The organism is Enterococcus casseliflavus NBRC 100478 (assembly GCF_001544095.1).
GTDB lineage: Bacteria > Bacillota > Bacilli > Lactobacillales > Enterococcaceae > Enterococcus_D > Enterococcus_D casseliflavus.
On sequence record NZ_BCPT01000009.1, the window covers coordinates 32,858 to 58,110 of the forward strand.

Consider the following 25,253-nt stretch of genomic DNA (forward strand, 5'->3'; position numbering starts at 1 on the left):
GTTTAACAAAGAAGGAAATGAGTTTCGTTGCAACCATTGCAAAAAAGTGATCGACACAGGGGAAGTCGTTTGGACAAAATGGCCGTTTCCGCCGAAAGCTTCTGCTTACCAACTAAAACCCAGAAAAGAATTAGCACTGATAAACGCGCCGATCCTTTGCCTAAATTGCTCAGAAAAGCTTCTCCTGGAACACCTCGAGTAACTATTCTTTTCATCGTTTTATTGTCTCTCTTTGTCCATCATAAAAAAGAGCAGGCAGTAGCCAAATTCACTTAGTGAATGTATTGCTGCTTTTTTGAATAAGCATCAGGAGAACGCATGAGCAGCAACAAAGATTTCAGGGGCGATTAAGCGGCAGCTTTATTTTCCGAAATTTTTTGCAGTATCTCTCCCGCGATTATGCGCGAGATGATTTTGGCAATAACCATAATATGAAGCCGCTCTCTCCCGTTGCCACCTTTTCTGTATACTTTGATCTCCGATCGACCCTTTCATGCTATACTGCCTATAGGAGGTGAACCCATGCTTGGCAATTTTGCGTATCTACCTAGTAACTATCGTCTGTTTTATGGCGCTTTTCTTTTTGCACTTATTGGAAATATGCTTTTCATTTTCATCAAACACCCTGCTTGGACCTTTAGCCTACCGACGGTGATTGTCCTCTTCTTAATAAATGTCTTCTTTTGGACAAAATACACGAAGAAACTTATTCCTTGCGCAACAGATGCACTGTTTTATGTTCTGCTCTTCCTATTGGTATTTCACAATCACTAACATAATGCTTCTTTTGATACTGATTGTTTCTCTTTCCCCTATTTCGTCATAACAAAGGAGTGTTGATGCGATGGAGATTTCCCATATCACGTTGATCGTACAGAATTTAGCAAAGACAACAACGATGCTGGAAACATTGTTTGATGCAGAGGAAGTTTATGATAGTCAAGACCAGGCCCATTCTTACTTCCCAGAAAAATTCTTTTTGATCGATGGCTTATGGCTTGCTGTCATGGAGGATGCCTCCCAGAAGCTGCCGAAAACGTATAACCATATTGCCTTTAAAATCGATCAAGCTCAAATCGATTCCTTGATTACGCGCATCCAAGGACTAGGATTGAAGATCGAAAAAGATCGTTCCCGCATCAAAGGCGAAGGTGCTTCTATTTATTTTTATGACGATGACAACCATTTATTTGAATTGCATACTGGTACGTTGGCTGAACGGTTGCACCATTACCGTCTGACAGAAACGAGGTGATCTTCATTGCGAGCAGCTGCATTGACTGTTATGTAAAGAACGCCCACATGAAAGGAAGTAAACAATGAAACTAGATATGGTCGGTATTATCACAAAAAACATGGAACAGGCACTGGCTTTTTATCAAGTACTTGGCTTCACGCCATTAGGTCAGCACTCAGAAGATTATATGGAATTAGCAAACGACGGGGTTCGTATCTCCTTGAATAGCCGCCAGATGGTTGCTGGGATCTACGGACATGCACCAATGACTGTGGGTGATACGATTGAATTAGCCTTTTTATATGATTCTCCTGAAGAAGTTGATGCCCTTCATGCAAAAGTCGTTGCTGCTGGGTATCAGTCTTTCAAAGAACCTTGGTCTGCCTTTTGGGGGCAACGCTATGCCATTGTCAAAGACATAGACGGCAATCTCTTAAGTTTGTTTGCAACCCTACCTGCCGAAAATTGATTTAAGCTACGACAGTCGGTCCAATGGAGCGGCTGTTTTTTTATCCGTTTTTCGGGTAAAAAGACAAAACCCCGTATTTATGTCCAATCGAATTCTGATAATCTGAAATGAATGTATTCCTTATAAACCAACGTTTCCCATCATTATAAAACAAAAATAACTTCTCTATAAAAAAACAAATCCCCCTCATCCGCTCCTGTTCGCTTGACAAAAAAGAACAAACGTTCGTATAATTTCGGTAAGGAGTGATAAAAATGGGTGGTTTTAATTATGCGCTCGAGCCAAAACGCGATATCTTATTTATTGATGTCAAAAGTTTTTATGCTTCTGTCGAATGCATCTCTCGTGGATTAGATCCTATCCAAGCGATGCTGGTCGTCATGTCACATTCTGACAATACTGGTAACGGCTTAGTCTTAGCAGCTTCCCCAAAGGCAAAATCGGTATTGGGGATTTCAAATGTGACTCGCAATGACAACCTGCCGACACATCCCGATTTGTACAAAGCATCGCCGCGTATGAGTTTTTATATCAAAGAAAACACCAAAGTCAATAATGTCTTTCGCAAATATGTTGGACAAGACGACTTGCTGCTCTATTCGATCGACGAAACGATGATGGATCTGACCCGTACATTGGATCTTTTCATTCCCGATAAAACGATCTCTCGCGAAGAAAAACGTTGGTTGATTGCCCAGCAAATTCAAAAAGACATTTACGAAACAACGAAATTGTATGTCACCATCGGCATTGGCGACAATCCATTGTTAGCAAAACTAGCTTTAGATAACGAATCCAAACACAATCGTTCCTTGATCGCTGAATGGACCTATGACGATGTACCGACAAAAGTTTGGCAGATCGCCCCTATGACAGAGTTTTGGGGGATCGGTCGGCGCACAGAAAAACGACTTCACTTGATGGGGATTGAAACGATCGAGCAATTGGCTCACGCCAGTCCTGATCTTTTACGCAGTCGCATGGGGATCATTGGCGAGCAGCTCTATCATCACGCCCATGGCATTGATCGCACGATTTTATCTGAACCGACACCACAAGTGATGGAAAAAAGCTACGGCAATAGCCAAGTCCTACATCGCAATTATTATTTACAAGAAGAAATCGAGATCGTCATCAAGGAAATGGCGGAGCAAGTTGCCGCTCGGATTCGCCGTCATCATTGTCAGACCGCTTGTATCAATGTTTACATCGGCGTAGCCTTTGGTGAAACTGCCTCTGGTTTTTCCCGACAAATGAAGATCCCGCCAACTGACAATACCCGCAAACTTGTGGCTCATTGCCTGTTTCTCTTTCGAAAATTTTATACGGGGCAAGTCGTTCGCCACATTGGTATTACCTATTCAAAATTGTTCTATACAGAAAATGTCCAGTTGGATCTTTTTGAGCAAGCAGAAACGCAGTTGCGCCAGCGTAAATTAGATTTGATCATCGATAAGATTCGTGAGAAATATGGCTTCACTTCGATCGTTCATGCCACAAGCCGAATGGAAGGCGCTCGCGCCATTGCTCGCAGCAAATTAGTCGGCGGACATGCCGGTGGTCTAGATGGGATCGCTAATATAGGACCCGTCCATCAGCAAAAGGAAAAAGAACCGTTTGCTGATGGTTCGAAAAATACTGGCACTTGATTCGTTTTTCTTTCCTTTTTGCTGACAAATCTTAAGATAACATTAACAAACGGTCCATTTTTTAAAGATTTATGTAATTTCGATTCGCCCACCTCCCCCTTTGTTCTTTTCTAAGGTACTTTAATAGCAAGGAGTGTGAGCAGATGAAAATTGACAAAATCGAATACAAACGAGTCATCAACGGTGCGGGACACCTTGAGTACGATTTGCTGCAATATTTAGAAAAGAATCGGGCGACTGCTGCACAAAACCTGAAACAGTCTGAGATCGATTACCTTTTAGAAAAAGATATTCAGCATCGTATCATCCAACATGCGCGTAAGAGTTTCTTTGGCGATACGATCGTTTTAAAAGATGAATATGCCGAAGATTATCTTTTATTAAAAAAGTATACGGATATGTTCCAAGAATCATTCTAAAAAAAAACGCAGAACCAACTGGTTCTGCGTTTTTCTTATTCTTCGAAATGTTCTTTATAAACATCATCGACTGTCTGGTTCGGGTCGATCACGATATAAAGGCTCTTCGTTTTCTCACTGATTTTTGTTGATTGGTATACGTTATCCAATCCTTCCGTATCTTTGTCCTTATATGGGAAATACACAAGATCCGGTGTACCGTTACGGTAAAGAATTTCCATCCGTTCGATATCTTCATATTTCAACGCACGGGCAAACATCCCTAATTCAAGCCCACCTAAGTTGATGTCATGCGTTGCCACATGATCGCCTTCTTGGAAGATTTCAATTTTGAACCCAGCACATGGATGAATCTCAACAAATTCGCTTCCGTGGATGCGGCCAAAACTGGTCGTGATTTGTTTGATCCACAAGTCACCGATGTAACGGCGCTCAATCGTCCATGTTTCTCCATTACGGAAATAAAATTTTAAAGCTTTCATTTCTCTAGCCATGACAAAACGCTCCTTTTTATTAGTAATACACTTTAATTCTAACACATAGTCGCCATCGGGACACAAATTAACTTTGTTTTTCGTTGACTTTTTTCATGAACCGAGAGATTTCCACTGCTGCTCGTTGATGCGTCCCATTGGCAATGATCTGTTGTTTCGCGTCTATTACCTGATAATGAAATTGGAGCCCCTGTTCTTTTTCCCACTGCACAAGAACTGTGATTGTCGCTCCAACTGGTGAAGGCTTCAAATGATTGATCGAAAACTTTGTACCGACGGTAGTAAACCCTTTATCTAAAGTAGGCTCAAGGGCTTCCCAACAGGTGTTTTCCACCATTGCTACCAATCGTGGGGTTGCTAAAACGTCTAATCCCCCAGAACCCAAAACAGCCGCAGTGTCTTGCTGTCCCACGATAAATTCTTTTTTGCTTTCCATTTTTCAGTTATCCCTCCTTTGCTAAATACGCTTGGACAAACGCTAATAGTGCTTCTTTTTCATTAGGGATTTTTCGTGTGATGACTGCAGCTTCGGCAGCGGTCAAGACTTCTTTGAGCCACGGACCAGAAGAACGATCGATCGTTTGTAGTAAATCACGTCCATTGATCGCCAACTCCTTCAGTGAATGGATCGGCAGCTGCTGATAGCGCTGACTGATTTTTGCTGGATCGTTGGGCTGATTGTCATAACGCAATAATCCTTCGGCTAAACAGGTTGCTTCTAGACCGAACTGATACAACACTAGGTCATTCCATTCGCCATTTCGACGCGCGAGCAGTGCTTGATAAGCCGTGTGTACTTGGCGGATGCAGTCATTGGAACATTTCCAAGCTTTTAAAAAGCTGCGGACTGCCTCTGGCGCTAAACCCATTTGGTCAATGAGCAAAACCCAGGCCGCCGTTTCGTTTTCTAATGGGATCGCTGGCAGGTCTGCCATCCGCAGTAACGCCTCACCGTATTCCCGCAAGCCTGGGCAATAGATATAGCATTCGGTTTCTACTAGCGCCCGTAGTGCTTGGTTCCGATGATTGCCTAACAGCAATTTCACGAATTCAATCATGATCCGTTCAACAGAGATTTTTCCCAACAAGGCATGATTCGCATGGATAGCAGCCAATGTTTCTGTTTCTAAAACAAAGCCCAATTGACTGACAAAACGCAGCCCCCGCATCATTCGTAGGGCGTCCTCATGGAAACGTTCCTGGGGGTGACCCACTGCTCGTAAGATTTGATTATCGATATCTGCCAGACCATCGAAAAGATCAATGATGACACCATCTTCTTGAAGTGCCAACGCATTGATGGTAAAGTCCCGCCGTTTTAGATCTTCTTTCAGGGAACGGACAAAATCCACTTTGTCGGGTCTGCGGTAATCTTGATAGGCTGCTTCCGTTCGAAACGTAGTGATCTCATACTGCGCCTGCTCCCACAAAACCAACACCGTTCCATGCTCGATGCCAATGTCAATGGTTCGAGGAAAAAGCGCCTTGATTTCGGCTGGAAATGCACTGGTAGCAATATCGACATCATGAATCGGCTGGCCTAAGATCGTGTCTCGCACGCTGCCGCCGACAAAGTATGCTTCATAGCCTGCGGCTTCGATTTTTTTTAAAAGCGGTGCAGCTTCTGCAAATTCTTTTGGTAGTTTAGTCAGTTTCATTTACTTTCCCATCTTTTCTTTCAAAACGATACGCATCCCGCTGATTGAATTTTGCCATATTTTCCTCAAACACTTCAGTCAGGTCGATGTCTAGTGAATTGGCCATGATCATCGTCACAAAGAGTACATCACCGAGCTCTTCTGCCACTGTTTTTTCAACTTCATCGCTTTTTTTATTTTTTTCCCCGTAATAGTGATTCACTTCTCGCGCCAATTCGCCGACTTCTTCGGTCAAACGAGCCATTTGGGCGAGGGGGCTGAAATAGCCAGTTTTGAATTGCTGAATATACGCATCGACTTCTTCTTGCATCGATGCCAAAGAACGTTTTTCTGTCATTTTCTCCACCCTTTCTCGTTTATCTTACCAAAAGAATGGCTGCCTGCCTAGATAGATCCCCCTTCAGGATTTGTTGTGCATTCAATGATTTCGTGCTACATTGATACTTGTGGAAGTTGAATAACGGAGGAAACAGGATGCGGGCATTTTTTTCATGGCGAACGATTCGCGATATTGTTTTGATTATTTTTGGTACAAGTATCTATGGCTTCGGTCTAGTCTATCTAAATATCCCAAATGACTTAGCAGAAGGCGGTGTGACGGGGATCACCTTGATCATGCGAGCCTTATGGGGAATCAATCCTGCCATCAGTACACTGATCTTAAATATTCCGATCATTTTGATCGGTGGCAAAATTCTTGGTCGACGCTCATTAGTGTATACGATTTTAGGAACTTTTGGTTTGTCTTTTTGGTTGGCATTTTGGCAGAGTGTTCCCCTGTTGATCGATCTGCAGCACGATCTGCTGATCGTTGCGCTCTTGGCTGGTTTGATTGCAGGGATCGGTAGTGGGATCGTCTACAAAGTCGGGGGAACGACTGGTGGAGTCGATGTATTGGCACGTATTTTAGAGAAAAACTTTGGGGTGACAATCGGTCGTTCCCTTTTGATCTTTGATGTGTTCGTCCTGTTGCTTTCTTTGACTTATATAGATTTGAACCGCATGATGTATACCTTGATTTTTTCTTATGTCTTCACGCGCGTGATCGATTCGATCCTAGATGGCGGCTATTCAGCCAAAGGGATCTTAGTGATCAGCAATCACAGCGAAGAGATGGCTCCTGTTTTAATGGATGAATTAGAACGAGGCGTCACGTTTTTACAGGGCGAAGGGGCTTACTCAAGAGTGTCGAAACAAATCATTTATATGGTGGTCAGCGGGCGGGAGATTTCTGAAGTCAAGCGCATCGTTCATGACTTTGATCCGCAAGCGTTTGTTTCTGTCATTAATGTCCATGAAGTCGAAGGTGAAGGCTTTACCTACTTAAGACCTAAGTCGCGGTTCTTACAGCGCAAAACCGCTGTTTCTAAAACAAAATAGAGACTGAAAAAAGCAGCCCCGGTTAAAGGGCTGCTTTTTGCTTGTTAACGGCTTTCTTCTTTTTGCTGGAGCAAGTGTCTATTTACTTCATCCGAAAGTTCTAAGAAGGCATCACGATCCCCATTTTCCAAGGCTAGATCGATTTGCCGATACAAGGTATCGATTTTGGTTTTTGTTTCTTCTTTTTCAAGATACTGGGTAACATGTTGGGTCATTTCTTGATCCAAGTGGTCGTTCCAACGTTCATAAGGATTGTCTTCTAAAACTGCTAAATAAAAGGATTGCGACCAAGAATCTGGGAAGAGACATTCAAGATACAAAGGTTGTTTCCAATTCATGCGAATCTCATGAAAAATCTGATCAATGTCATAAAAGGTCTGCCCTTCGATGCTCAAGACAAACGGTTCGCCCCCAATTTCTGTACTGCGGACACTCAAGCCCCGTTTGGCTGCGGCTGCCCCTTCTACAAAATGAACATTGGTCAAGATCGCTTCATGGTTCGCCAGATAGTTTAACACCCAAGAGACTTCTCGGCGGCTGAAGGAAACGGTCGAAACTAACCAATTAAGAAACTTTTTCTTTTCTTGTACATTGATGTTCATTTCTCTCACCTATCTTTCTAATAAGTCCTCCACGATCGACTGTACTTCTAAATCACCTGGCTCATGCGCCAAATAATGCTGCAGCAAATGAAGTGCTTCAGGCAAACGCCCTTCTTCACGTAAGAAAATGCCATATTCTTTCATAAATGCTGGCTCATGGTGCAAATCAGCATTGGCTTCTTCGTAATAGTTTGCTGCTTTGTCAAAATCTTCCAGCGCATTATACGCTTGCGCCAAATTCCAAAGGGCATGCGGCTGTTCATTGTCTTCCATTCGTTCGATGGTCCAGATCGCTTCTTGCCAACGCTCTTCATTCAAGTATAAATTACTTAAGGTCAGTAACGTATCATCTTCTTTGTCACCAGTCTCCAGTGCTTTCAGTAAAAATGATTCTGCTGCTTCACTGTCATGAAGTCGGTAAGCATTCTCGGCAGCAAAATGATAGAAATCCACTTGATATGGATCTTCATGAATCCCTTCTTCGATCACACGCTGCGCTTCTTCCAGCTGCTCTTCTTCTTGCAATGCTTCTGCAAGATAAAGATACAAGGCACGGTATTGCGGATTCATGACCCGCAACTGCTGCAAGTAGCGAATCGCTTGTTCATTTTCTTTTAGCTGCAAATAGACTAAAGCTGTTTGAAAGAGACGCTCATCGGTCTGTTCGTCTTCTAGGCTTGCTTCAAAATATTCCAATGCCTCTTCAAACTTGCCCGCCATACTCAATGATGTACCAGTCCGTTCAACGATCGAGATCCCCGAAATATCCGTGATTTCTTCTTCCAGCAATCCTTGATAAAGGTCAACGGCTTCTTGATAGCGATCAGTCGAAAAGGCTAACTCAGCTAAGGCAAACCGTATCAAAGGTTCATCTGGCACAATGCTTTGCGCTTCTTTTAGTTTGGCTTCACTAACTTCAGGGATACCGATCAATTGGTAAAGATCCGCACTCAATAGCAAGGCTTGCAAATACGCTTCACTGGTCGGTGGTATTTGATCAATATAGGCAAAAGCCGTTTCGATCTGGTCTTCTTCCATCGCAATTTCTGCTAAAGGAAGCAGCAAAGCTTCATTATCAGGATGTCGTTGCTGCAAGGTTTCAAACAACGTTTTCGCCTCTTCCAAAAAGCCGATCTGCAATAGTTCATCACCTAAAGCGCCTAATGTCTCATCATCATCTTTTTGCAGAGCTTCGGTAAAATTTAATTGTGCTTCAGCCAGTTCTTCCGCGGCTAATGCTTTTAACATTTTTTCACTATATGTTTCCATTTAAACCCCTCGAATCTCATTGATTAATCGCTGATAAGTCTCCATCGTCTGGACGAGATCTTTTTCCTCGATTTTCGTTCTGCCCCCTATTGTACCAACTTTTGCCAAAAATAACAGTTTTTTTTCTTTTTGCTGCAATTCCAGTACATGACTGAAATATTCGCTTAATGAAAAAGACTCGGGCAATTCGATAGGAAAACCCAATCGGGCAAGCCATTGGCAGAACACGGGCAGATCGACAGTCAATTGCTGCTGCTGGACGGTCCACATAAAATGAAACAAAAAGCCAAAGAATAATTTCATCGCATCAGACAACAAGTGCCCATTTTCCGTTCGATAAGCAGCATCGGCAAAGAGTTGGCCAAACTCTTCCAATTCGCTGCCTGATTGCTGGTATAGTTGGATCAACCGATCGGTATACGCAGCCAACGAATGTCTCATCAACGCCTGATGACTGGGATAGGTTCGATAAAGCTCTTTTAAAAACTCACTATCGGCAAGCACGCCACAACGAATCAGAGTCAAAAAATCGACCAATTTCCCATCGATCTGTTTTTCTGCGATCGTCTGATCGTAAATAACAAATTCGGGTGTATTAGGATTTTCCAGCATCGGGATATCTGGCTTTTTCACAACGATCGCTGTTTCTTTCACACTTTTAGCTAAGGCCCGCAAGGAAACGGGAATCAGCCAAAGCTGTGTCGTCAGAACCGACGTCGCGTGGATAAAACTGCTCAATGCCAACACGCCTTCATTCCCAAAACCGACGATCAACAGCGGCTCTTGTTTTGAAAAGCGACCGAAGAAATCCATTGCAGCTTTAAACTCGCTAAAGTTGTTGCAATACATTTGATTGGTACAAATATACCAATTGACCTCTCGTGGCAAAAACAGGCGGGTCAATTTTTCTGAAAAGCGGTCATAATAGCGCTGATTCGTCAAAATGATCACCTGCTGCGGCTCGATCGACTGTTCTCTCATGACCGATGCTAGTGTTTCACCATAAGAAATTTGGGTTTCTTGTTCATTTCGGAAAAAAACAGCTTCCATCGGCTCACTCCTTTGCTACTACTTTCTATTATAACAAGAAGCCGCTTAAACACCTACTAAATCGCTAATGATTAGGAAGTATTTTCCTGTGATTGGTTCAACGATCCGATAAAAAGCAAAAAACATGATTTCCTCTTCTTCCAAAGGAAAATCATGTTTTTTCTTAAACCAAAAGTGAGTAGAGTGATTGATTTTGCTGAAGGTTGATATAGTTTTGGTCAAACTGTTCAATTCGTGACAGTAATGCGGGGAGATCTTTTTTGTGTTTCAACAAGATTCCCAGCATTACTGGTCCTGTTCCACGATTGATTTTTTTTGTATATTCAAACCTAGTGATATCATCATCGGGACCTAATACATGGCTAACAAATTCCTTCAACGCACCGGGACGTTGTGGGAAATTGACGATAAAATAATGTTTCAATCCTTGATAGATCAGTGATTTCTCTTCGATCTCTGCCATACGGGAACTATCATTGTTACCACCACTCACAATACAGACGACTGTTTTGCCTTTGATTTGCTCTTTGATCAGATCCAAAGCTGCCACACTCAAGGCACCAGCTGGTTCAGCGACGATCGCTTGCTTGCTGTACAATTCCAGAATCGTTTGACAGATTGCGCCTTCTTCCACAGCTACCAATTGATCCACGTAGCGTTTGGCATGGGCATAGGTTTGAGCTCCGACTTGTTTGACCGCTGCACCATCCACAAAGGTTTCAATATGCTCCAGCGCCACTGGTCCTTGATGATCAAAGGCGGCTTGCATCGAGGCGGCCCCTACAGGTTCTGCTCCAACAACTTTTATCTTCGGTTGCTTTTCTTTCAAATAGGCTGCGGTTCCGCTGATCAAGCCGCCCCCGCCAATCGCTGCCACGACCAGATCGATCGTTACTTGTTTTTTTTCAGCATCCGCCAGCATCTCCACAGCAACGGTTCCTTGTCCTGCGATAATATTAGGATCGTCAAAGGGAGCAATGAAGGCCATTTGCTGTTCTTTTGCAAAGTGTTTAGCCGCTTGGGCTGCCGCATCAAACGTATCTCCCACCAATTCGATTTTGACATAATCTCCACCGAAAAAGAGGACTTGCGCGATTTTTTGCTGTGGCGTCGTTGTCGGCATGAAAATAACCGCTCGGATCTGCTGTTCTTGACAGGTATAAGCAACACCTTGCGCATGGTTTCCGGCACTGGCACAGACGACGCCACGACGAGTCAGTTCAGGATCTGCCTGGGTGATCGCATAGTAGGCACCGCGTAATTTGAAGGAGCGGACTTTTTGCAAGTCCTCTCGCTTCAACAAGACCGTCGCTTGATACTTCTCAGATAAAAAGCGATCATACTGCAGCGGCGTATGACTAACTGCTCCCCGCAGTCGCTCGTAGGCTTGTTCGATTGCAGAAACTGTCACCAACAAACGCGTCCCTCCTAATCTTTCGCAACAAACGGCATCATTTTCCGTAACTCGCTGCCGACTTTTTCAATTTGATGATTGCCGTTTTCCTCACGCATTTTATGGAATTCAGGGAAGCCGTTTTGATTGTCTTCAATGAATCCTTTCGCAAATTGGCCGTTTTGGATGTCTGTCAATACGGCTTTCATGTTTTCTTTGGCTTGTGCAGTGATCACCCGAGCACCAGAAACGTAGTCACCATACTCAGCCGTATTCGAGATCGAATGGCGCATTTTTTTGAAGCCTCCTTCATAAATCAAGTCAACGATCAGTTTCAATTCATGACAAACTTCAAAATAAGCCAATTCCGGTTGGTACCCCGCTTCTACCAATGTTTCAAAGCCCGCTTCGATCATACTGGTCAAACCGCCACAAAGTACGGCTTGCTCACCGAAAAGATCGGTTTCGGTCTCTTCTTTAAAGGTCGTTTCCAAAACGCCGACCCTTGTGGCACCAATGCCTTTTGCATAGGATAAAGCCGTTGCTTGTGCGTTACCAGTCGCATCTTGATAAACTGCAAACAAGGCTGGTACCGCAAACCCTTCGGTAAAGGTTCGACGCACCAAATGACCTGGTCCTTTTGGCGCAACTAGAAAAACATCCACCTCTTTTGGTGGCGCGATCACATCAAAATGAATATTGAAACCATGAGCAAATGCTAATGCATTGCCCGCAGAAAGATTCGGTTCGATCTCATTTTTATACAACGATCCTTGGATCTCATCGGGTGCCAAGATCATGACTACATCCGCTTTTTGAACGGCTTCGGCTACTGGGAAAACCTCAAATCCATCGTTTCTTGCGGCTTCCGCTGATTTTCCTTCACGAATGCCGATAAAGACTTCATGACCTGTGTCCCGTAAATTTTGCGCATGAGCGTGCCCTTGAGAGCCGTAGCCGACGATCGCAATCTTCTTGTCTCCTAGATTATCTGTAACTTCCTCGTTGTAATATACTTTTACCATACTTGTTTCCTCCGAATTCTTTCTTTATTTTAAGCAATTCAAAATTGCACTTACCCTCTTGTAAAGCCAGTGACACCCGTCCGTGCCAATTGTTTGATGCCGTATGGACGTAAAACTTCGATGCATGCTTCTACCTTTTTCGTATCGCCGGCAACTTGCACAACGATCGTTTTCAGTGCCACATCGACAATGTGTGCTCGAAATGGATCGATCACTGCTTGGATCTCCGAACGGCTTGTGGTTGGCGCATTGACTTTGATCAGCACCAGCTCCCGTTCGATATGAGGAACTTCTGTAATATCAGAAACCTTCAAGACATCGATCTGCTTGTTCAAATGCTTAGTCACTTGTTCTGTTTCTGCCAAATCGTTCACGTTGACAATGATCGTCATTCGTGAAAATTCTGGCCGTTCCGTTGTGCCGACAGAGATACTCTCGATATTGACCTGCCGGCGGTTTAAGACACTCGTGATACGGCTCAAAACACCTGCTTCATTATGGACGATTGCTGCTAATACCCGTTTCATCCCCTTAGACCCCCATCATTTCATGATTGGCTTTCCCCGGTGGGATCATCGGTAGCACATGCTCAGATGGCGAGACCATTACTTCGATCAGCTGCGGCCCTGCTTGAGAAAAAGCTGCTGCCAATTGATCAGCCAGTTGCTCTGGGGCATCGATCCGACAGCCTTCAATGCCATAAGCCTGTGCCAGTTTGACAAAATCAGGCTGCTGCGCAAAAACGGAGGCAGAGCGCCGCTTGCCATGGAATGTTTCTTGCCATTGGCGAACCATTCCTAAAGAGCAGTTGTTCAATAACACAAATTTGACATTCAAGCCATACTCATTCAAAATCGCAAATTCTTGGTTCGTCATTTGAAATCCACCATCGCCAACGAACACCACGACCATTTTTTCTGGATGAGCAAATTGAACGCCGATTCCTGCAGGGATGCCATAGCCCATCGTCCCTAGTCCGCCACTGGTGATCAATTGTTTGGGAAAGCGAAAAGGATAATACTGCGCGACCCACATTTGATGCTGACCAACATCGGTGATGACGTAAGCCTCTCCTTTGGTCAAACGCCCTACTTCTTCGATGACTTTTTGTGGTTTGATTTCTTGTGTCTGAGTGCGATCATAGCGATAAGGTTTTTCCTTTTTCCGTTTTTGGCATAGATCCAACCAAGTCGTCCAGGTTCCTCTTGTTGGTGGGTACCGCAGCATTTGCTGCAAAGCAGCCTTGGCATCGCCGACGATTGGGATCTTTGTTTCTACGATCTTGCCGATCTCCACTGGGTCAATATCGATATGAGCAACGATGGCCTGCTTGCCGAACTGACTGCCGGCCGTTGCTAAGCGATCATCGAAGCGAGAGCCGATATTGATAATCAAATCGGCTTCTGATAAAGCCATGTTCGCCGCATAGGTGCCATGCATACCGCCCATGCCTAAGAAAAATTGATGATCACTTGGCAGTAAGCCTAAGCCAAGCAACGTTGTCACTGTCGGCAACTTGTACTTGGCAATAAATGCATTTAGTTCAGCCGCAGCTTCGGCAGCGATCACGCCTGCACCCGCCAATACCACTGGTCGCTGAGCTTTTTCCAAGACTTGCATCAGTTTTTCGATTTGCAGACGGGAAGGCTCTGCCGTTGGTTGATAGCTTTTCCTTGTGATTGGCAACGAGCAGGTTTCAGCGGTTTCTTGTAAGGTAATATCTTTCGGAAGGTCGATGACAACCGGTCCTTTTCGCCCTGTGGAAGCGATATGAAAGGCTTCAGCGATCACTTTTGGCAGCTCATCGACACAGCGGACTTGGTAGTTGTGCTTCGTGATCGGCAACGTGATACCCAGAATATCCGCCTCTTGGAAGGCATCTTTGCCAATTCCTGGTACCGCCACTTGTCCCGTGATAACTACCAATGGTACGGAATCACTCATAGCATCGGCAATGCCCGTGACGACATTTGTAGCACCTGGTCCGCTCGTCACTAAAACGACCCCAACATTGCCAGTAGCTTTGGCATAGCCTTCAGCGGCGTGGATCGCGCCTTGCTCGTGACGCGTCAAAATATTCGGAATCGCTGCATCATATAATTGATCATATAACGGCAGGACGGCGCCGCCCGGATAGCCAAAGATCATTTCGACGCCTTGCTCTTGTAAGCTGTCCACTAATACTTGTGCGCCAGTCCTTAGATGCGATGCTTGATACTCGATATTTTCCATTGCTACTCCTCCTCATCAGGTACTCGCATAATCCCGCCCGTATTGGCAGAAGTCACTAAAGCGGTATAACGTGCAAGCCATCCTTTTTTCACTTTTGAACGAAACTTCGGTCGTTCTTGCGCACGCTCGGCAAGCTCTTCATCGGATACTTGCAGATTCAGCGTTCGATTTGGTAAATCTATAATGATTTCATCGCCATCGTTGACAAGGCCTAATGGACCCCCTGCAGCGGCTTCTGGCGAAATATGCCCCACGGCGATTCCTCGGGTCGCTCCTGAAAAGCGGCCATCGGTGATCAAGGCGACATCTTTGCCTAACCCACGTCCAACGATACTTGAGGTAGGCGCCAACATTTCTGGCATACCTGGTCCTCCTTTTGGTCCCTCATAGCGGATCACTACAACATGTCCTTTTTGTACGGTATGATTGTCGATGGCAGCAACTGCTTCATCATGTGAATCAAAACAGATCGCTTTGCCTTTGAACACTTGGACACTTGGATCGACCCCACCGACCTTGATGACACTGCCTTCTGGGGCGATATTACCGTACAAGATCGATAGACCACCCACAGGACTATACGGGTTTTCTTTGGGATGAATAACTTCTTCGTTGTGGATCTTCGCTTCAGCGACATTTTCTCGTAACGTCTTGCCTGTGACAGTCGGTCGATCAGGATGAATCGCTCCCTCGATATCACAAAGCTCCCTTATGATTGCCGAAACGCCGCCAGCTTCATGAACATCGTGCATCGAATAGGCTGATGATGGCGCGATTTTTGAGAGATAAGGCACTCTTTTAGCGATTTCATTGACCCGTCTTAAGTCATAATCGATCTCAGCTTCATTGGCGATCGCTAAGGTATGCAGCACTGTGTTGGTGGAACCCCCCATCGCCATGTCTAAAGCGAAGGCATCATCAATAGCTTCTTTGGTCACGATGTCTCGAGGTTTCACTTGTTTTTCAACAAGATCCATCAACTTAAAGGCGGCTTGTCTAACTAGTTCTCGTCGTTCTTCAGACACGGCAAGAATCGTACCATTGCCTGGCATTGCCAATCCTAAGATCTCTAAGAGACAGTTCATTGAATTGGCAGTAAACATCCCTGCACAGGAACCGCAAGTCGGACAGGCATTTTGCTCCATAAATTCAAAGTCTTCTTTCGTCATGTTGCCAGTCTTGTAAGTCCCCACGGCTTCAAACATGGAAGACAAGGTTATCTGGTGGCCCCGTGGATCAATACCGGCTTTCATCGGACCGCCAGAACAAAAGATCCCCGGTACGTTCGTCCGCATCGCTGCTAAAATCATGCCAGGAGTGATCTTGTCGCAATTCGGGATATAAAATACGCCGTCAAACCAGTGAGCATTGATCACGGTTTCTGCGGAATCAGCGATCAATTCTCGGCTGGGTAGCGAATAACGCATGCCAATATGGCCCATCGCAATGCCATCATCCACACCGATCGTATTGAACTCAAAAGGGATGCCGCCAGCTTCACGAATCGCTTCCTTAGCGATATCTGCTAACTCCCGTAAATGCACATGTCCAGGCACAATATCGATATAGGAATTACATATCGCAATAAATGGCTTGTTCATGTCATGGATATTTTTTACTTGTCCTGTGGCATAGAGCAGACTCCTAGCTGGCGCTGCATCGATCCCTTTTTTAATCTGATCACTTCTCACACTCATCATCTCCTGCATTTTGGAATAAAAAAAAGCATCCCGGTTATAAAAAACTGGGATGCTTTGCCAGAATCCCATTTTACTTACGCAAATAGGACTCAAACAAACGGATAATTTTTGCTTCCGTGTTCTAAGTCCTGGTATCAATAATAATGACTAATAAATATTGATTAAAATTGCGCATAGAAAATGGCTCCTTCATTAGAAATAGTAACGTTCTTGTAATTGTTTACCAATATACCCTTTGCAAAAACACTTGTCAACGAATTTTCTGAATTTTTTTTCAATAATGACAATTTCAAGGAACCCTTCCTCACATTAGATGTCATTTAATCGCTTGCTTCTTTTGATAAAAATGACTTTTAAATCACCTTTATTCTTGCTTGAGAATTTAGGGTGTGCCCGCAACCCTTGTTTTTTTTAGATCAAAAGAAAAACAAAAAATATTTTTGAATTTTCTGACAATAATAACCGTTTCTTTTCCCATTCGATCCGCCTGCATGGTGGCAGTTCCTAGTTAGACAAAAGAAAAAACCCTTGATTACTCAAGGGTTTCTACAAGACTCAATTATTTCACTGCGTCTTTTAATTAAATCATTTTCCTACTACTATACACTGGTGCTTTTCCGCATCAAATAAGGCGGATTTAGCATCGCATACTGTTATAAATATTTGACTGGTATGGACTAGTGGACAGTTTATGCCCCTTTTTTGCCCCTTTAAATAGCATAAACAACTAAATAATTAATCTGGTGTTCGCTTTACAACGAGAACGTTCGTTCGTATAATTCTTGCAAGGAGTGATTGATATGCAAATACCATTAGCACACCAACGGACGTATGCTTTTGAACGCTACTATTATGAATTCATCGAACGAATGGGCCCAGCGCACTTACTTTACGATCAGTTTGTTCGGACGATGGAGAACTTTGGCAAACCCTATTTTAGCGTACCATCAAGCTATAGTGGTTACCCAGAAGAATTAGCCTATGTATTTAAGAAAGACGGAGATAACTATCTATTTGATCACGTTAGAACGCAAGACAAGATTCTCCGTAAATACGATCCAAACACAAAGTTTAAGCCCGGCGGCAACTAATATGAACATAATCAGTCAATATGAGCAAGGCTACCTGCCTTTTTCTGAGTTTAGAAATGAATTTCCTGACTCCATTTCTGAATCTCAGGAAGCTTTGTACGGTTCAAAATGTGTCAAGTTTTACGTTGCTGTCACTTTAGGTAAAACGGATTGTCGCTATTATGTACAACGCTATGGAGGCGATTGTTATGAAATCGATGAAAGGCTATGTATCGAAAATACGTGTGTTGAAGATGAGCAAGACCCCTTTGGTCCGGTTCTCGCTTGATGGAGTGAATTGTTTGATTGCGGCGCATAGTTTGAACTTCCTAGCTGATGTGGATGAGGAAATGCAAATTGTGGTTGCTGGTGAGTATAATAGTAGGAAACAATTTGTTGTGAAAAAGTATACGGTGATTGGCAAAACGAAGATTATGATTGAATTCGAAGCAATGAAAAAAGCTCCCTACTCAAATGAGTAAGGAGCTTCTGTTATAACATAAAATTGTCAATCCGTCTTATACAAACATTAGTTCCTCTTGTTTTCCGTTTAATTTAATAAGTATAATGTAAGTAAATTTTTAAAAAGGAGTTTTTAAAATGTACGGCAATATGATTTTAGCTCAAAATGTAAACGCTGATCAAAATGGAAATGGTTTTTTCATTAATAATCCTACAAATAGCTTTTCTGTATTAAGTACTCCTACACTTCACAATTTAGCGTTGCTATTTAATATTTCTGGGATCGACCCTAAGCAAAGCCACAATTTGAAATTAGTTCTAAGGAGTGAATCAATAGAAAGAATAGTTTTAAATGAAAATATTCCGGTACAAATTAATAATTTTAATTCTCAAGACGATGATCCCAATACAGTTTTTTCCATGAATGCAAACATTGTATTAAATTCACTTCAAATTGACCACTTAGGAAGATTTGATCTGATTTTGTATGTAGATGATAATGAAATCTGCTCATCACCATTGGTATTCACTCAAGCAAAAGCTTTACAATAGGTGGATTCAATGACTGATTGTAAAAAAGAAGAGAGTACTAAAGTTGTAAGTGATAGCTCTAAAATAATCAATCCTAAAATACTTGTAACGCCACCTGCTAAAATCGAAACTGTTAAAATAAACTTTAATAGTAAACCTACAATTGACCATTTTAAATTTGAAACTATCAACCCTTTAGGGCATAGAGTCGTTTTGAAAGAAAGTACTTGGACGGAACATGTAATTAATGACCATCCAGATAGATCTTTTTACAATGATGAATTCAATTTTGGACAAATATTAAGCGTTATAACTACTCCCACTATAATAGTTGAAGATAAAGACTTTTCCGAAGAAAATGTTAGGATTAATTATTTCGGAAGTGCGATGATTAAAAATAATGGGCAATTTAAAATGAAAAGTGTTAAAATAGTAACAGAGGTATATGAATCAGAAATTTCCTTTAATATTAAAGACGGTTCAACTTGGAATTACCAAGAAATGGTTACTTGTTTCGTCCAAAGTACAATGAATGAGGATTTAAACGATAGGGGGGTGCATTATGTACAAAATTCTTTATAAAGATTTTATTGCTGATGCATCACTTTCGGTAAATTATAATATTGACTATGATTATCTTACGTTTTACAACAAATCGATTGGGGAAATTGACTATATTCAATCTACAGATCATATTTATCTGATAGTAGACTTAGATAACTCTTCAATTGTTGGAGCCAAGATCATGGGCTTGATGAATTACTTCTCGTTAGAAGAACTAAATGAATTAGAATATCCCTTTGTGGCTGACTCTATAAAAAAAATATATCATAGGATAGCAAATACCCCCTACTCAAACGAGTAAGGGGTTTTTGTTTACCATGAAAGTTTATTCTTGTTCAATGCTGTTTGCAATGCTTTTACCATATTAGAAGTCGGGCTGATTAAGCCATCTTGTGTGGTACCCAAAGCTTTTGCATTGCCTTAATTGTATTCTTTCCACACAATCCATCAACTGCACCATTGTAGTAATCTTTTGCTTAAAAATAACCCACCTTCGGGTAGAGTGGGCACAGAAATGATAAAAAAGATAGCCTTTAAAAAGGCTATCACTATTTTACAATTTATCTTAGTTTAATTCAAATAAAAATATTATATAATTTTGAGAGACAGATTTATATATTTTTGTCATGAAGTGAATACTATAATATGCTGAAAAACATAAAAATTTTTTGGACGATATTCTGAACAATAATATCTATTAAATAAAAATAATGATAAAATAAACAAGAAGAGTATTAGGCACACTTCCCCAAGCTACCACCGCCTAATTACTCTTCATAAAATATTGCACGCACTTAACAATGTATAGCATAAACTAAATTACTGCAAGTAAAACGAATATTAAATATTTACAAGCCCGCCGAAGCGGGCTATTTTTTATGCTTCTGTTGCTACTTTGCGGAGATACGCAACTTGAACTGGATCTGTGTGAATCCAAGTGTCGTATCCTGCTTTTTCCATCATCGCTTGGATTTTTTTCAAATCGCCTTCTGATTTAACGTGAGTAAATTTGTTTCCTGTCAAAAAGTAAACTTTCGGATCATTTTGATTTCTAAATAGTAACATGGTTTCCCCTACTTTCTTTGGTTGAATTTGTGGTGGGTTCGCTTGTGTGTTGTTGCTTGTATTGCTGAAAACTGTGTTCTTGAATCGCTCGAATTCGCTTGGTTTTGCCACCCAAGGAGCTGGACAGTTCTTGCCTGTTACGTCAAAGTGGCGCCAAATCTTCTCTCTCGTAATATGAGGATAATTGACGATCAATTCTTTGACAGCCTTCACAGCATTTTGGAATGTCTTTTCCGTAATGTTTCCATTCTTGTCTAGGCACATTTCAACACCGATCGTTGAATAGTTGGCGTTGCCTATCTTAGAATACAGTGGACGATAGCGTGAACCATCTGCATTGTATTTGCTAATTTCGTTGGCGTGATACGCAACTTCATTCAAGGGAATGATACAGAGTGCTTCAATATCATCTACAAATAGTTGAGCAGAAGCATAGATTCCTTTTAGATTATTAAAATAGTTCTTGTGATTGCGTGCGGTGCCACCATTGTTGGCGGTGTAGTGCATAACGATACCATCAATACCGTTATTCCTGATACCTGGTCTTGAGTATTCGTTAATATCGATATACTCGTATTTGATGAAACTCATATCAATCATCCTTTCTAAAAAAAGAAGCAGCCGATCGGCTACTCCTTCTTGTCGGTAAACTCTTGTCCATCACCATAATCTGATTTTTGTTCATCTTGATACTGGCTGCTAGCGATATTCAAGAACACACCAGCTAATGTTGCAGCAGCCGTGATCGTTCCAACAATAATTTCTGTCGAGAAGCCATATAAACCACCTAGAGTTACGATAAACGCCGTGATACCTGGCACCCCAACGGTTAAAACTTTTTTTGCTAAATCATATTGCTTGTTCGTCAATTTCATATTATTTCCCTCTTTCTTTCCATAAAGACTTTAATTGTTCCCCATGCTCAATCAATCGATCATTGTGTTTATCCAAGCGCTCATCATGTCGCTTTAATTCATCATGAATTGCAACACGATCTGATTTACTTGCTTCTAAATCTCTGGTTAATAAATCAAGATTATGAGCGAGTTTGGTCAGATTATCTGCAATCTTTGTAAAGTTAGACATTACTGGTTTGATTACAAATGCCAGCATTCCCACGATTGTCATGATCCAACCTGCCCAAGTTGCTAACTCCCCTACGTTTAACATATGCCACCTACTTTCCAATAAAATAAAAGAGCAACCTTATTCTGGCTGCTCTTGTTCTATCATTTGTAACATTTTTGTTTTGACTGCTTCATTTACGAAGCTGAGATCTAAATCCTCTTTCCCTAACGTCACTTCAGACTGAAAAGACATGTCTTTCTTCTTGCTCGACACTGAAACCGAATAACCAGAAACACTGCCCGCATTGTCGTAAATAAACGAGATTGATGAAATAACCATCTGTTTCCCTCCTTCCTAGATATATACCTCACCTACTGCTGTGATCCGACTGTTTCCGCTGTTATTCGATAGCTTATACAAACGACCGTTTTCAACTTGGAATTTTTCAGTCGCATTCCCTTCAATCCAGACTGGAACGGTAAACATTTGTGGAAACCCTTCTCTTACCTTGTCTGGAAGAATGGCAACAGCGTTGCTGGTGCTTGCGCCATTGGCTGAACCATTCCAAACAAATTGATCAAATCGAATTAGAATCCTGTTCATGTAACGTTTTAAATAGATATCACCAGCAGTCCCTTTCAATCTGGTCACTTTAAGCCATCCAGTATCATAGAGCATTTCAGCAGACAAAGATCCAGCAAACCCTGCCTCTCGATTGTTCAATTGAATCAAATCAAAAGTCATGGAAGCTGATGCGATAAGTTTTGTTTGGTCTCCAATTGAATTTCCTTCATATCTGGACATATGGATAAATTGATCACTGATCACTTGTTCGTATGATTGAATGATTACACCAGATGAATTACGAATGACTCCAGCATTTCTGGTTTCTGCGTCTTTGATGGTTAGTTCACCAATTTTTATTGTTCCATCATCGTATCTCCGTGTGTAGGGATTTGAAAACTCTGAACCAACAATCAGCGCACCTTCCACACGTTTAAACACGCCATTTTCAATTTGCACATTACTTGCAATCAAGTTATCAATTGAAATCCCCCAATGTATCCATTTTGTGCCGTCCCATTTGTACACTGTACTTGTTGTGTCATTTGGATCTTGCCACAAGTCTTCTTTTGCTGGATTAGTTGGTGCTGTGGCAGAAATGATGATCGCATCTTTCCCTTGTTGAGCGACAAGATAGAAATAAGCACTGTAGGTATTATCCGTATATTTGAACCTTGTTCTTGTCCACATATACCAGCCCGCTTTAGGTGTGGGTCTTGTCCCTGACCATCCAGACGTTGGCGGAGTTGTTCCATCTTGAGAAATAGCATAGCTGATTTCTTCGACAGAAACCCCTTTACCAGTATCTCCTGTATCACCTTTATCGCCTTTATCCCCTGTGTTTCCCTTGTCTCCTTTGTCACCTTTTCCACCTTGAAAAGAAATCGAATAGGCAAACTGCTTCGTGAATGTTTTACCATCTGCTGTGATTGTGATCGGCACAGTTCCGCTCTTCGATACTAGTGCAGTTGTAGCTGATAATGTGATTATTGATCCACTCACACTAGAGGAGAGTCCTGTCGGCTTAGTTCCTACAGTAATGCTACTAGGCGTAATTTTATTGATGCCTTTATATACGATCACTTCTGTTGTTGTTGATCCAGCTAATGCTGAAGTTGTTGATCCCGCAAATGTGTAGGATTCGTTTGTAAGGAAAATAGTATAAGCATCTGCACCAGGGGTCCCTTCTACACCGTCTTTGATTCTAGAAATGGTAAATACATCGCTCACAGTCGCATCTGCCGCCTTGATGGTGAATGTATCAAATGTCGCAGTAACTGGATTAATCGTAACCGTATTACCTGATCGAGTAACACCAGTCGGCACAGCTGAACCAAAATTACCACCGTTTAGACTATACGTCCAAGTTGAAATCGTGGTGTTTACCGCTGTGCCTGTGACTTGGAAACTAGATGACGGTGTAACTGTTCCTGTTTTTGATACTGTAATTGCCTGCGTCGCACCAGATAACGAAACCAATGGCGCTGACTCTCCATCTTTTCCATCTCCCCCACCTTGGCCAAGTATCCTCTGCCACGTATATGCTGCTGGGTCAGTGCTTGCTGTAGGTTGGTCGTCGACGTAGGTTCCGGCAAATTTGTAATTTACTACTGCGGTGGCATTACGGAACTCAAAGTTCACGCCGACCGTATAAAGATAAAAACTCAAGGCTCCCGATTTTTGAGGGTTATGCGTAAATGTTTGCCATTCCGTGGTCACTTTATTATTTTCAGATATGTCTGTCCATGGACCAAAAGTAAAAAATCCCTCTTTGTCACCTCTTGCCTCTACGCTTATGGTTTGCGGTAGTTCTTTCAGATTGGCGGTACCACCTAGATAGAATCTTTTACCCCAAACCGTTGTCGAGGCTTGTAAGATGTCGTTATCCCAACTTGATATAGTTACCTCTGAATCTCTAATAAAGTTCCCTATAACTCGACTGGACCACTTTGTGAAGTCGCCCCCGTCGGTACTGAAATTATTTTTACCTAACGCGTCCATTGCGTATGCCCAATGCGTATATGACGGTTTACCATCGTCTACATTCGTTATAGTGATTTCGCCACGTGAAACTGTAGCCATCTAATCACCCTCTTCTTTAATTTCCTCGAAGGATTCGATATACGTATCCATGCCATACTTAGTCCACAAATATTCAATTGGATTTCCATCTGTACTAAATTCAACTTTTGTCCGTTCAGTGTTCAAAATGATATAAGCAGTGTAGTTCGTCATTTGTTTTCTACCTCCACTTTAAACGTTGTTGTATTGTCTACATCAGCACTTCCAACTGACAACGATTTTCCAGTTTTATATGGATTGCTCGTGCCGCCGAAGTTTGGCACCATTGCGTTGTTCTGCCATTTAGACCATTTATAGGTATAACCTGTACCGCCCGAATCGATTTCATCCCCATTTTGATACAATCGTGCTGTCAAAGTGGTAGAACCTATGCCATTCTTTAGAATATTCCCACCGGTGGATTCGATAATCACCATAATCGGGTCATCCATATCCATCAAAGTTGCATACTGCTTCATTTTAGTTCCAGAAGTTCCCCCAGCATTATCTGTGACGACACACAAGAATGTTTGCCCATTTGTCACCGCATCTGGATAGACCGTTAGAACTCCTTGAGTTGTGACTGCAACATCAAATCCCGAACTTGCTACAGCACCCGATGTTCCGGTTGTCGCTGTAATTTTTCGCCAACCAACTCCAGCATCAGAATCTTGAGATGTTGTAACGCTTGAATCTGCCGCGAACCATTTATATTTTCGAGATCCACTACTTAAATCACCATCTTTATAAACATCAGCTGTCAGCTTCAAACTCGCAGGCATATTGTTCCGAAAGTAATCCCCATTAGGCGCACTCAAAACCGCTACCACTGCAGCTTTAGCTAACTGAATAAGATTGATATCGATCGTCGCTTGGAAAGTAATTGGCAGCGAAGTATCTGGGTCTGTGTATGTTCCTTCGACTGTCCAACGTACAGCATTATTTGTTGTTGGAACGTTTACTTTTGTTGTTAACACACTGTTTGATGTGCCGCTCTTATACTCACTATCAGTATTTGTTGTAGAAGTTATTTCGGTAGTTGTTGCTCCTACTGTCTTTTTCCATTTAACGCCTGATACAGCAGAACCAATCAAGCTTCCTGTGCTTCCTGCTTTTGTTAAGTTAAGCGTTAAAACTTGTGCAGATGATCCGAAATTGGGTGAATATGCGTTAGTCGTATTATTGTATGTCTGAGTTGTTGTTTGACTTGCTGAGATCCACGCATTTAGTGCAGGCGCATCATATAAATCAATAATTGTAATTTGACCACTTGAAATTGTTGCCATTATTT

General features: G+C 42.3%; 32 protein-coding genes. 13 read left to right on the forward strand and 19 right to left on the reverse strand.

The genetic code is table 11. The features are described from left to right. Nucleotides 1-69 precede the first annotated feature (69 nt). From ECA1_RS17695 to ECA1_RS09030, 6 genes are all read left to right on the forward strand, one after another. A complete protein-coding gene (locus ECA1_RS17695; protein ID WP_172462577.1) occupies nucleotides 70-276 on the forward strand; it encodes a hypothetical protein in 207 nt (68 codons plus the stop codon). A 246-nt stretch (nucleotides 277-522) separates the two neighbouring features. Further along, nucleotides 523-774, forward strand: coding sequence for a hypothetical protein (locus ECA1_RS09010; RefSeq protein ID WP_005229381.1), 252 nt, complete (start codon nucleotides 523-525; stop codon nucleotides 772-774). Nucleotides 775-844: 70 nt separating this feature from the next. Beyond that, nucleotides 845-1,255, forward strand: a complete 411-nt coding sequence (gene fosX, locus ECA1_RS09015; RefSeq protein WP_060792282.1) for a FosX/FosE/FosI family fosfomycin resistance hydrolase — start codon at nucleotides 845-847, stop codon at nucleotides 1,253-1,255. Between the two features lie 64 nt (nucleotides 1,256-1,319). Further along, entirely contained in the window at nucleotides 1,320-1,706 is a 387-nt protein-coding gene (locus ECA1_RS09020; RefSeq protein WP_060792283.1) for a VOC family protein, read from the forward strand. 254 nt (nucleotides 1,707-1,960) lie between these two features. Continuing rightward, a complete protein-coding gene (locus ECA1_RS09025) occupies nucleotides 1,961-3,355 on the forward strand; it encodes a Y-family DNA polymerase (RefSeq protein ID WP_060792284.1) in 1,395 nt (464 codons plus the stop codon). Between the two features lie 143 nt (nucleotides 3,356-3,498). Beyond that, nucleotides 3,499-3,774 carry a hypothetical protein gene (locus ECA1_RS09030; RefSeq protein WP_005229370.1) on the forward strand — a complete coding sequence of 92 codons (276 nt, stop codon included), beginning with the start codon at nucleotides 3,499-3,501 and terminating at the stop codon, nucleotides 3,772-3,774. 35 nt (nucleotides 3,775-3,809) lie between these two features. On the opposite strand, the gene ECA1_RS09035 is transcribed toward ECA1_RS09030, so the two are convergent. From ECA1_RS09035 to ECA1_RS09050, 4 genes are all read right to left on the reverse strand, one after another. Then, nucleotides 3,810-4,268, reverse strand: coding sequence for a hypothetical protein (locus ECA1_RS09035; protein WP_005229368.1), 459 nt, complete (start codon nucleotides 4,266-4,268; stop codon nucleotides 3,810-3,812). A 67-nt stretch (nucleotides 4,269-4,335) separates the two neighbouring features. Then, nucleotides 4,336-4,704 (reverse strand): thioesterase family protein, encoded by a 369-nt coding sequence (locus ECA1_RS09040; protein WP_005229366.1) that lies wholly within the window; start codon nucleotides 4,702-4,704, stop codon nucleotides 4,336-4,338. A gap of 7 nt (nucleotides 4,705-4,711) precedes the next feature. Beyond that, on the reverse strand, nucleotides 4,712-5,926 hold the full coding sequence (locus ECA1_RS09045) for a CCA tRNA nucleotidyltransferase (protein ID WP_005229364.1): 1,215 nt from the start codon (nucleotides 5,924-5,926) through the stop codon (nucleotides 4,712-4,714). Further along, entirely contained in the window at nucleotides 5,913-6,263 is a 351-nt protein-coding gene (locus ECA1_RS09050) for a nucleotide pyrophosphohydrolase (protein WP_005231912.1), read from the reverse strand. The genes ECA1_RS09045 and ECA1_RS09050 overlap by 14 nt, the downstream gene beginning before the upstream one ends. Nucleotides 6,264-6,400: 137 nt before the next feature. Between ECA1_RS09050 and ECA1_RS09055 the strand changes: the two genes are divergently transcribed. Further along, a complete protein-coding gene (locus ECA1_RS09055) occupies nucleotides 6,401-7,306 on the forward strand; it encodes a YitT family protein (protein ID WP_060792285.1) in 906 nt (301 codons plus the stop codon). 44 nt (nucleotides 7,307-7,350) lie between these two features. Here the strand turns inward: ECA1_RS09055 and ECA1_RS09060 are convergent, their stop codons facing one another. From ECA1_RS09060 to ilvD, 8 genes are all read right to left on the reverse strand, one after another. Further along, nucleotides 7,351-7,908, reverse strand: coding sequence for a YpiB family protein (locus ECA1_RS09060; RefSeq protein ID WP_005229358.1), 558 nt, complete (start codon nucleotides 7,906-7,908; stop codon nucleotides 7,351-7,353). Between the two features lie 9 nt (nucleotides 7,909-7,917). Next, the gene (locus ECA1_RS09065; protein WP_060792286.1) at nucleotides 7,918-9,177 is read right to left on the reverse strand and encodes a tetratricopeptide repeat protein; all 1,260 of its coding nucleotides are present in this window, start codon (nucleotides 9,175-9,177) and stop codon (nucleotides 7,918-7,920) included. Beyond that, nucleotides 9,178-10,227, reverse strand: a complete 1,050-nt coding sequence (locus ECA1_RS09070; protein WP_005229354.1) for a hypothetical protein — start codon at nucleotides 10,225-10,227, stop codon at nucleotides 9,178-9,180. A gap of 163 nt (nucleotides 10,228-10,390) precedes the next feature. Beyond that, nucleotides 10,391-11,644 (reverse strand): threonine ammonia-lyase IlvA, encoded by a 1,254-nt coding sequence (ilvA, locus tag ECA1_RS09075; RefSeq protein WP_034695989.1) that lies wholly within the window; start codon nucleotides 11,642-11,644, stop codon nucleotides 10,391-10,393. A gap of 11 nt (nucleotides 11,645-11,655) precedes the next feature. Beyond that, a complete protein-coding gene (gene ilvC / locus ECA1_RS09080) occupies nucleotides 11,656-12,645 on the reverse strand; it encodes a ketol-acid reductoisomerase (RefSeq protein WP_005229350.1) in 990 nt (329 codons plus the stop codon). Nucleotides 12,646-12,695: 50 nt separating this feature from the next. Continuing rightward, nucleotides 12,696-13,172, reverse strand: a complete 477-nt coding sequence (gene ilvN / locus ECA1_RS09085; protein ID WP_005229349.1) for an acetolactate synthase small subunit — start codon at nucleotides 13,170-13,172, stop codon at nucleotides 12,696-12,698. Nucleotides 13,173-13,176: 4 nt separating this feature from the next. Then, nucleotides 13,177-14,877, reverse strand: coding sequence for a biosynthetic-type acetolactate synthase large subunit (gene ilvB / locus ECA1_RS09090; protein ID WP_010749292.1), 1,701 nt, complete (start codon nucleotides 14,875-14,877; stop codon nucleotides 13,177-13,179). Nucleotides 14,878-14,879: 2 nt separating this feature from the next. Continuing rightward, nucleotides 14,880-16,568 (reverse strand): dihydroxy-acid dehydratase, encoded by a 1,689-nt coding sequence (gene ilvD / locus ECA1_RS09095; RefSeq protein WP_010749291.1) that lies wholly within the window; start codon nucleotides 16,566-16,568, stop codon nucleotides 14,880-14,882. A gap of 809 nt (nucleotides 16,569-17,377) precedes the next feature. Here ilvD and ECA1_RS09100 point away from each other — a divergent pair. The 6 genes from ECA1_RS09100 to ECA1_RS09120 all read left to right on the forward strand — a co-directional run bounded on the left by ECA1_RS09100 (nucleotide 17,378) and on the right by ECA1_RS09120 (nucleotide 19,505). Next, complete coding sequence (locus tag ECA1_RS09100) at nucleotides 17,378-17,668, forward strand: DUF5960 family protein (RefSeq protein ID WP_060792287.1); 291 nt, start codon at nucleotides 17,378-17,380, stop codon at nucleotides 17,666-17,668. Nucleotide 17,669: 1 nt separating this feature from the next. Next, complete coding sequence (locus tag ECA1_RS18075; RefSeq protein ID WP_370447895.1) at nucleotides 17,670-17,936, forward strand: hypothetical protein; 267 nt, start codon at nucleotides 17,670-17,672, stop codon at nucleotides 17,934-17,936. Continuing rightward, nucleotides 17,857-18,129 (forward strand): hypothetical protein, encoded by a 273-nt coding sequence (locus tag ECA1_RS09105; protein WP_060792288.1) that lies wholly within the window; start codon nucleotides 17,857-17,859, stop codon nucleotides 18,127-18,129. The genes ECA1_RS18075 and ECA1_RS09105 overlap by 80 nt, the downstream gene beginning before the upstream one ends. 118 nt (nucleotides 18,130-18,247) lie before the next feature. After that, nucleotides 18,248-18,661: a DUF6941 family protein gene (locus tag ECA1_RS09110; RefSeq protein ID WP_060792289.1), complete on the forward strand. Its 414-nt coding sequence runs from the start codon at nucleotides 18,248-18,250 to the stop codon at nucleotides 18,659-18,661. A gap of 9 nt (nucleotides 18,662-18,670) precedes the next feature. Next, entirely contained in the window at nucleotides 18,671-19,222 is a 552-nt protein-coding gene (locus ECA1_RS09115) for a hypothetical protein (protein ID WP_060792290.1), read from the forward strand. Then, a complete protein-coding gene (locus ECA1_RS09120) occupies nucleotides 19,203-19,505 on the forward strand; it encodes a hypothetical protein (RefSeq protein ID WP_060792291.1) in 303 nt (100 codons plus the stop codon). Before ECA1_RS09115 ends, ECA1_RS09120 begins: the two co-directional genes overlap by 20 nt. A 575-nt stretch (nucleotides 19,506-20,080) precedes the next feature. Here the strand turns inward: ECA1_RS09120 and ECA1_RS09125 are convergent. Genes ECA1_RS09125 through ECA1_RS09150 form a run of 7 tightly spaced genes read right to left on the reverse strand, consistent with a single transcriptional unit; the run spans nucleotide 20,081 to nucleotide 25,248 of the window. Then, nucleotides 20,081-20,860, reverse strand: coding sequence for a peptidoglycan recognition protein family protein (locus tag ECA1_RS09125; protein ID WP_081091725.1), 780 nt, complete (start codon nucleotides 20,858-20,860; stop codon nucleotides 20,081-20,083). Between the two features lie 38 nt (nucleotides 20,861-20,898). Next, the gene (locus ECA1_RS09130; protein WP_010749286.1) at nucleotides 20,899-21,144 is read right to left on the reverse strand and encodes a phage holin; all 246 of its coding nucleotides are present in this window, start codon (nucleotides 21,142-21,144) and stop codon (nucleotides 20,899-20,901) included. Nucleotide 21,145: 1 nt separating this feature from the next. Next, nucleotides 21,146-21,439 (reverse strand): hypothetical protein, encoded by a 294-nt coding sequence (locus tag ECA1_RS09135; protein WP_010749285.1) that lies wholly within the window; start codon nucleotides 21,437-21,439, stop codon nucleotides 21,146-21,148. A gap of 36 nt (nucleotides 21,440-21,475) precedes the next feature. Then, nucleotides 21,476-21,676: a hypothetical protein gene (locus ECA1_RS09140; protein ID WP_060792292.1), complete on the reverse strand. Its 201-nt coding sequence runs from the start codon at nucleotides 21,674-21,676 to the stop codon at nucleotides 21,476-21,478. Between the two features lie 15 nt (nucleotides 21,677-21,691). Further along, nucleotides 21,692-23,983, reverse strand: a complete 2,292-nt coding sequence (locus tag ECA1_RS09145; RefSeq protein ID WP_060792293.1) for a hypothetical protein — start codon at nucleotides 23,981-23,983, stop codon at nucleotides 21,692-21,694. Next, entirely contained in the window at nucleotides 23,984-24,136 is a 153-nt protein-coding gene (locus tag ECA1_RS17465) for a hypothetical protein (protein WP_155642943.1), read from the reverse strand. It abuts the gene before it with no gap. Next, nucleotides 24,133-25,248, reverse strand: a complete 1,116-nt coding sequence (locus ECA1_RS09150) for a hypothetical protein (protein ID WP_060792294.1) — start codon at nucleotides 25,246-25,248, stop codon at nucleotides 24,133-24,135. Before ECA1_RS09150 ends, ECA1_RS17465 begins: the two co-directional genes overlap by 4 nt. Between the last annotated feature and the right edge of the window lie 5 nt (nucleotides 25,249-25,253).

Excerpts from the sequence above, each read along its gene's own strand:
- ECA1_RS09010 (WP_005229381.1), top strand. The coding sequence starts at position 523 with ATGCTTGGCAATTTTGCGTATCTACCTAGTAACTATCGTCTGTTTTAT.
- fosX (WP_060792282.1), top strand. The coding sequence starts at position 845 with ATGGAGATTTCCCATATCACGTTGATCGTACAGAATTTAGCAAAGACA.
- ECA1_RS09020 (WP_060792283.1), top strand. The coding sequence starts at position 1,320 with ATGAAACTAGATATGGTCGGTATTATCACAAAAAACATGGAACAGGCA.
- ECA1_RS09025 (WP_060792284.1), top strand. The coding sequence starts at position 1,961 with ATGGGTGGTTTTAATTATGCGCTCGAGCCAAAACGCGATATCTTATTT.
- ECA1_RS09030 (WP_005229370.1), top strand. The coding sequence starts at position 3,499 with ATGAAAATTGACAAAATCGAATACAAACGAGTCATCAACGGTGCGGGA.
- ECA1_RS09035 (WP_005229368.1), bottom strand. The coding sequence starts at position 4,268 with ATGGCTAGAGAAATGAAAGCTTTAAAATTTTATTTCCGTAATGGAGAA.
- ECA1_RS09040 (WP_005229366.1), bottom strand. The coding sequence starts at position 4,704 with ATGGAAAGCAAAAAAGAATTTATCGTGGGACAGCAAGACACTGCGGCT.
- ECA1_RS09045 (WP_005229364.1), bottom strand. The coding sequence starts at position 5,926 with ATGAAACTGACTAAACTACCAAAAGAATTTGCAGAAGCTGCACCGCTT.
- ECA1_RS09050 (WP_005231912.1), bottom strand. The coding sequence starts at position 6,263 with ATGACAGAAAAACGTTCTTTGGCATCGATGCAAGAAGAAGTCGATGCG.
- ECA1_RS09055 (WP_060792285.1), top strand. The coding sequence starts at position 6,401 with ATGCGGGCATTTTTTTCATGGCGAACGATTCGCGATATTGTTTTGATT.
- ECA1_RS09060 (WP_005229358.1), bottom strand. The coding sequence starts at position 7,908 with ATGAACATCAATGTACAAGAAAAGAAAAAGTTTCTTAATTGGTTAGTT.
- ECA1_RS09065 (WP_060792286.1), bottom strand. The coding sequence starts at position 9,177 with ATGGAAACATATAGTGAAAAAATGTTAAAAGCATTAGCCGCGGAAGAA.
- ECA1_RS09070 (WP_005229354.1), bottom strand. The coding sequence starts at position 10,227 with ATGGAAGCTGTTTTTTTCCGAAATGAACAAGAAACCCAAATTTCTTAT.
- ilvC (WP_005229350.1), bottom strand. The coding sequence starts at position 12,645 with ATGGTAAAAGTATATTACAACGAGGAAGTTACAGATAATCTAGGAGAC.
- ilvN (WP_005229349.1), bottom strand. The coding sequence starts at position 13,172 with ATGAAACGGGTATTAGCAGCAATCGTCCATAATGAAGCAGGTGTTTTG.
- ilvB (WP_010749292.1), bottom strand. The coding sequence starts at position 14,877 with ATGGAAAATATCGAGTATCAAGCATCGCATCTAAGGACTGGCGCACAA.
- ECA1_RS09100 (WP_060792287.1), top strand. The coding sequence starts at position 17,378 with ATGCAAATACCATTAGCACACCAACGGACGTATGCTTTTGAACGCTAC.
- ECA1_RS18075 (WP_370447895.1), top strand. The coding sequence starts at position 17,670 with ATGAACATAATCAGTCAATATGAGCAAGGCTACCTGCCTTTTTCTGAG.
- ECA1_RS09105 (WP_060792288.1), top strand. The coding sequence starts at position 17,857 with ATGAAATCGATGAAAGGCTATGTATCGAAAATACGTGTGTTGAAGATG.
- ECA1_RS09110 (WP_060792289.1), top strand. The coding sequence starts at position 18,248 with ATGTACGGCAATATGATTTTAGCTCAAAATGTAAACGCTGATCAAAAT.
- ECA1_RS09115 (WP_060792290.1), top strand. The coding sequence starts at position 18,671 with ATGACTGATTGTAAAAAAGAAGAGAGTACTAAAGTTGTAAGTGATAGC.
- ECA1_RS09120 (WP_060792291.1), top strand. The coding sequence starts at position 19,203 with ATGTACAAAATTCTTTATAAAGATTTTATTGCTGATGCATCACTTTCG.
- ECA1_RS09125 (WP_081091725.1), bottom strand. The coding sequence starts at position 20,860 with ATGAGTTTCATCAAATACGAGTATATCGATATTAACGAATACTCAAGA.
- ECA1_RS09130 (WP_010749286.1), bottom strand. The coding sequence starts at position 21,144 with ATGAAATTGACGAACAAGCAATATGATTTAGCAAAAAAAGTTTTAACC.
- ECA1_RS09135 (WP_010749285.1), bottom strand. The coding sequence starts at position 21,439 with ATGTTAAACGTAGGGGAGTTAGCAACTTGGGCAGGTTGGATCATGACA.
- ECA1_RS09140 (WP_060792292.1), bottom strand. The coding sequence starts at position 21,676 with ATGGTTATTTCATCAATCTCGTTTATTTACGACAATGCGGGCAGTGTT.
- ECA1_RS09145 (WP_060792293.1), bottom strand. The coding sequence starts at position 23,983 with ATGGCTACAGTTTCACGTGGCGAAATCACTATAACGAATGTAGACGAT.
- ECA1_RS17465 (WP_155642943.1), bottom strand. The coding sequence starts at position 24,136 with ATGACGAACTACACTGCTTATATCATTTTGAACACTGAACGGACAAAA.
- ECA1_RS09150 (WP_060792294.1), bottom strand. The coding sequence starts at position 25,248 with ATGGCAACAATTTCAAGTGGTCAAATTACAATTATTGATTTATATGAT.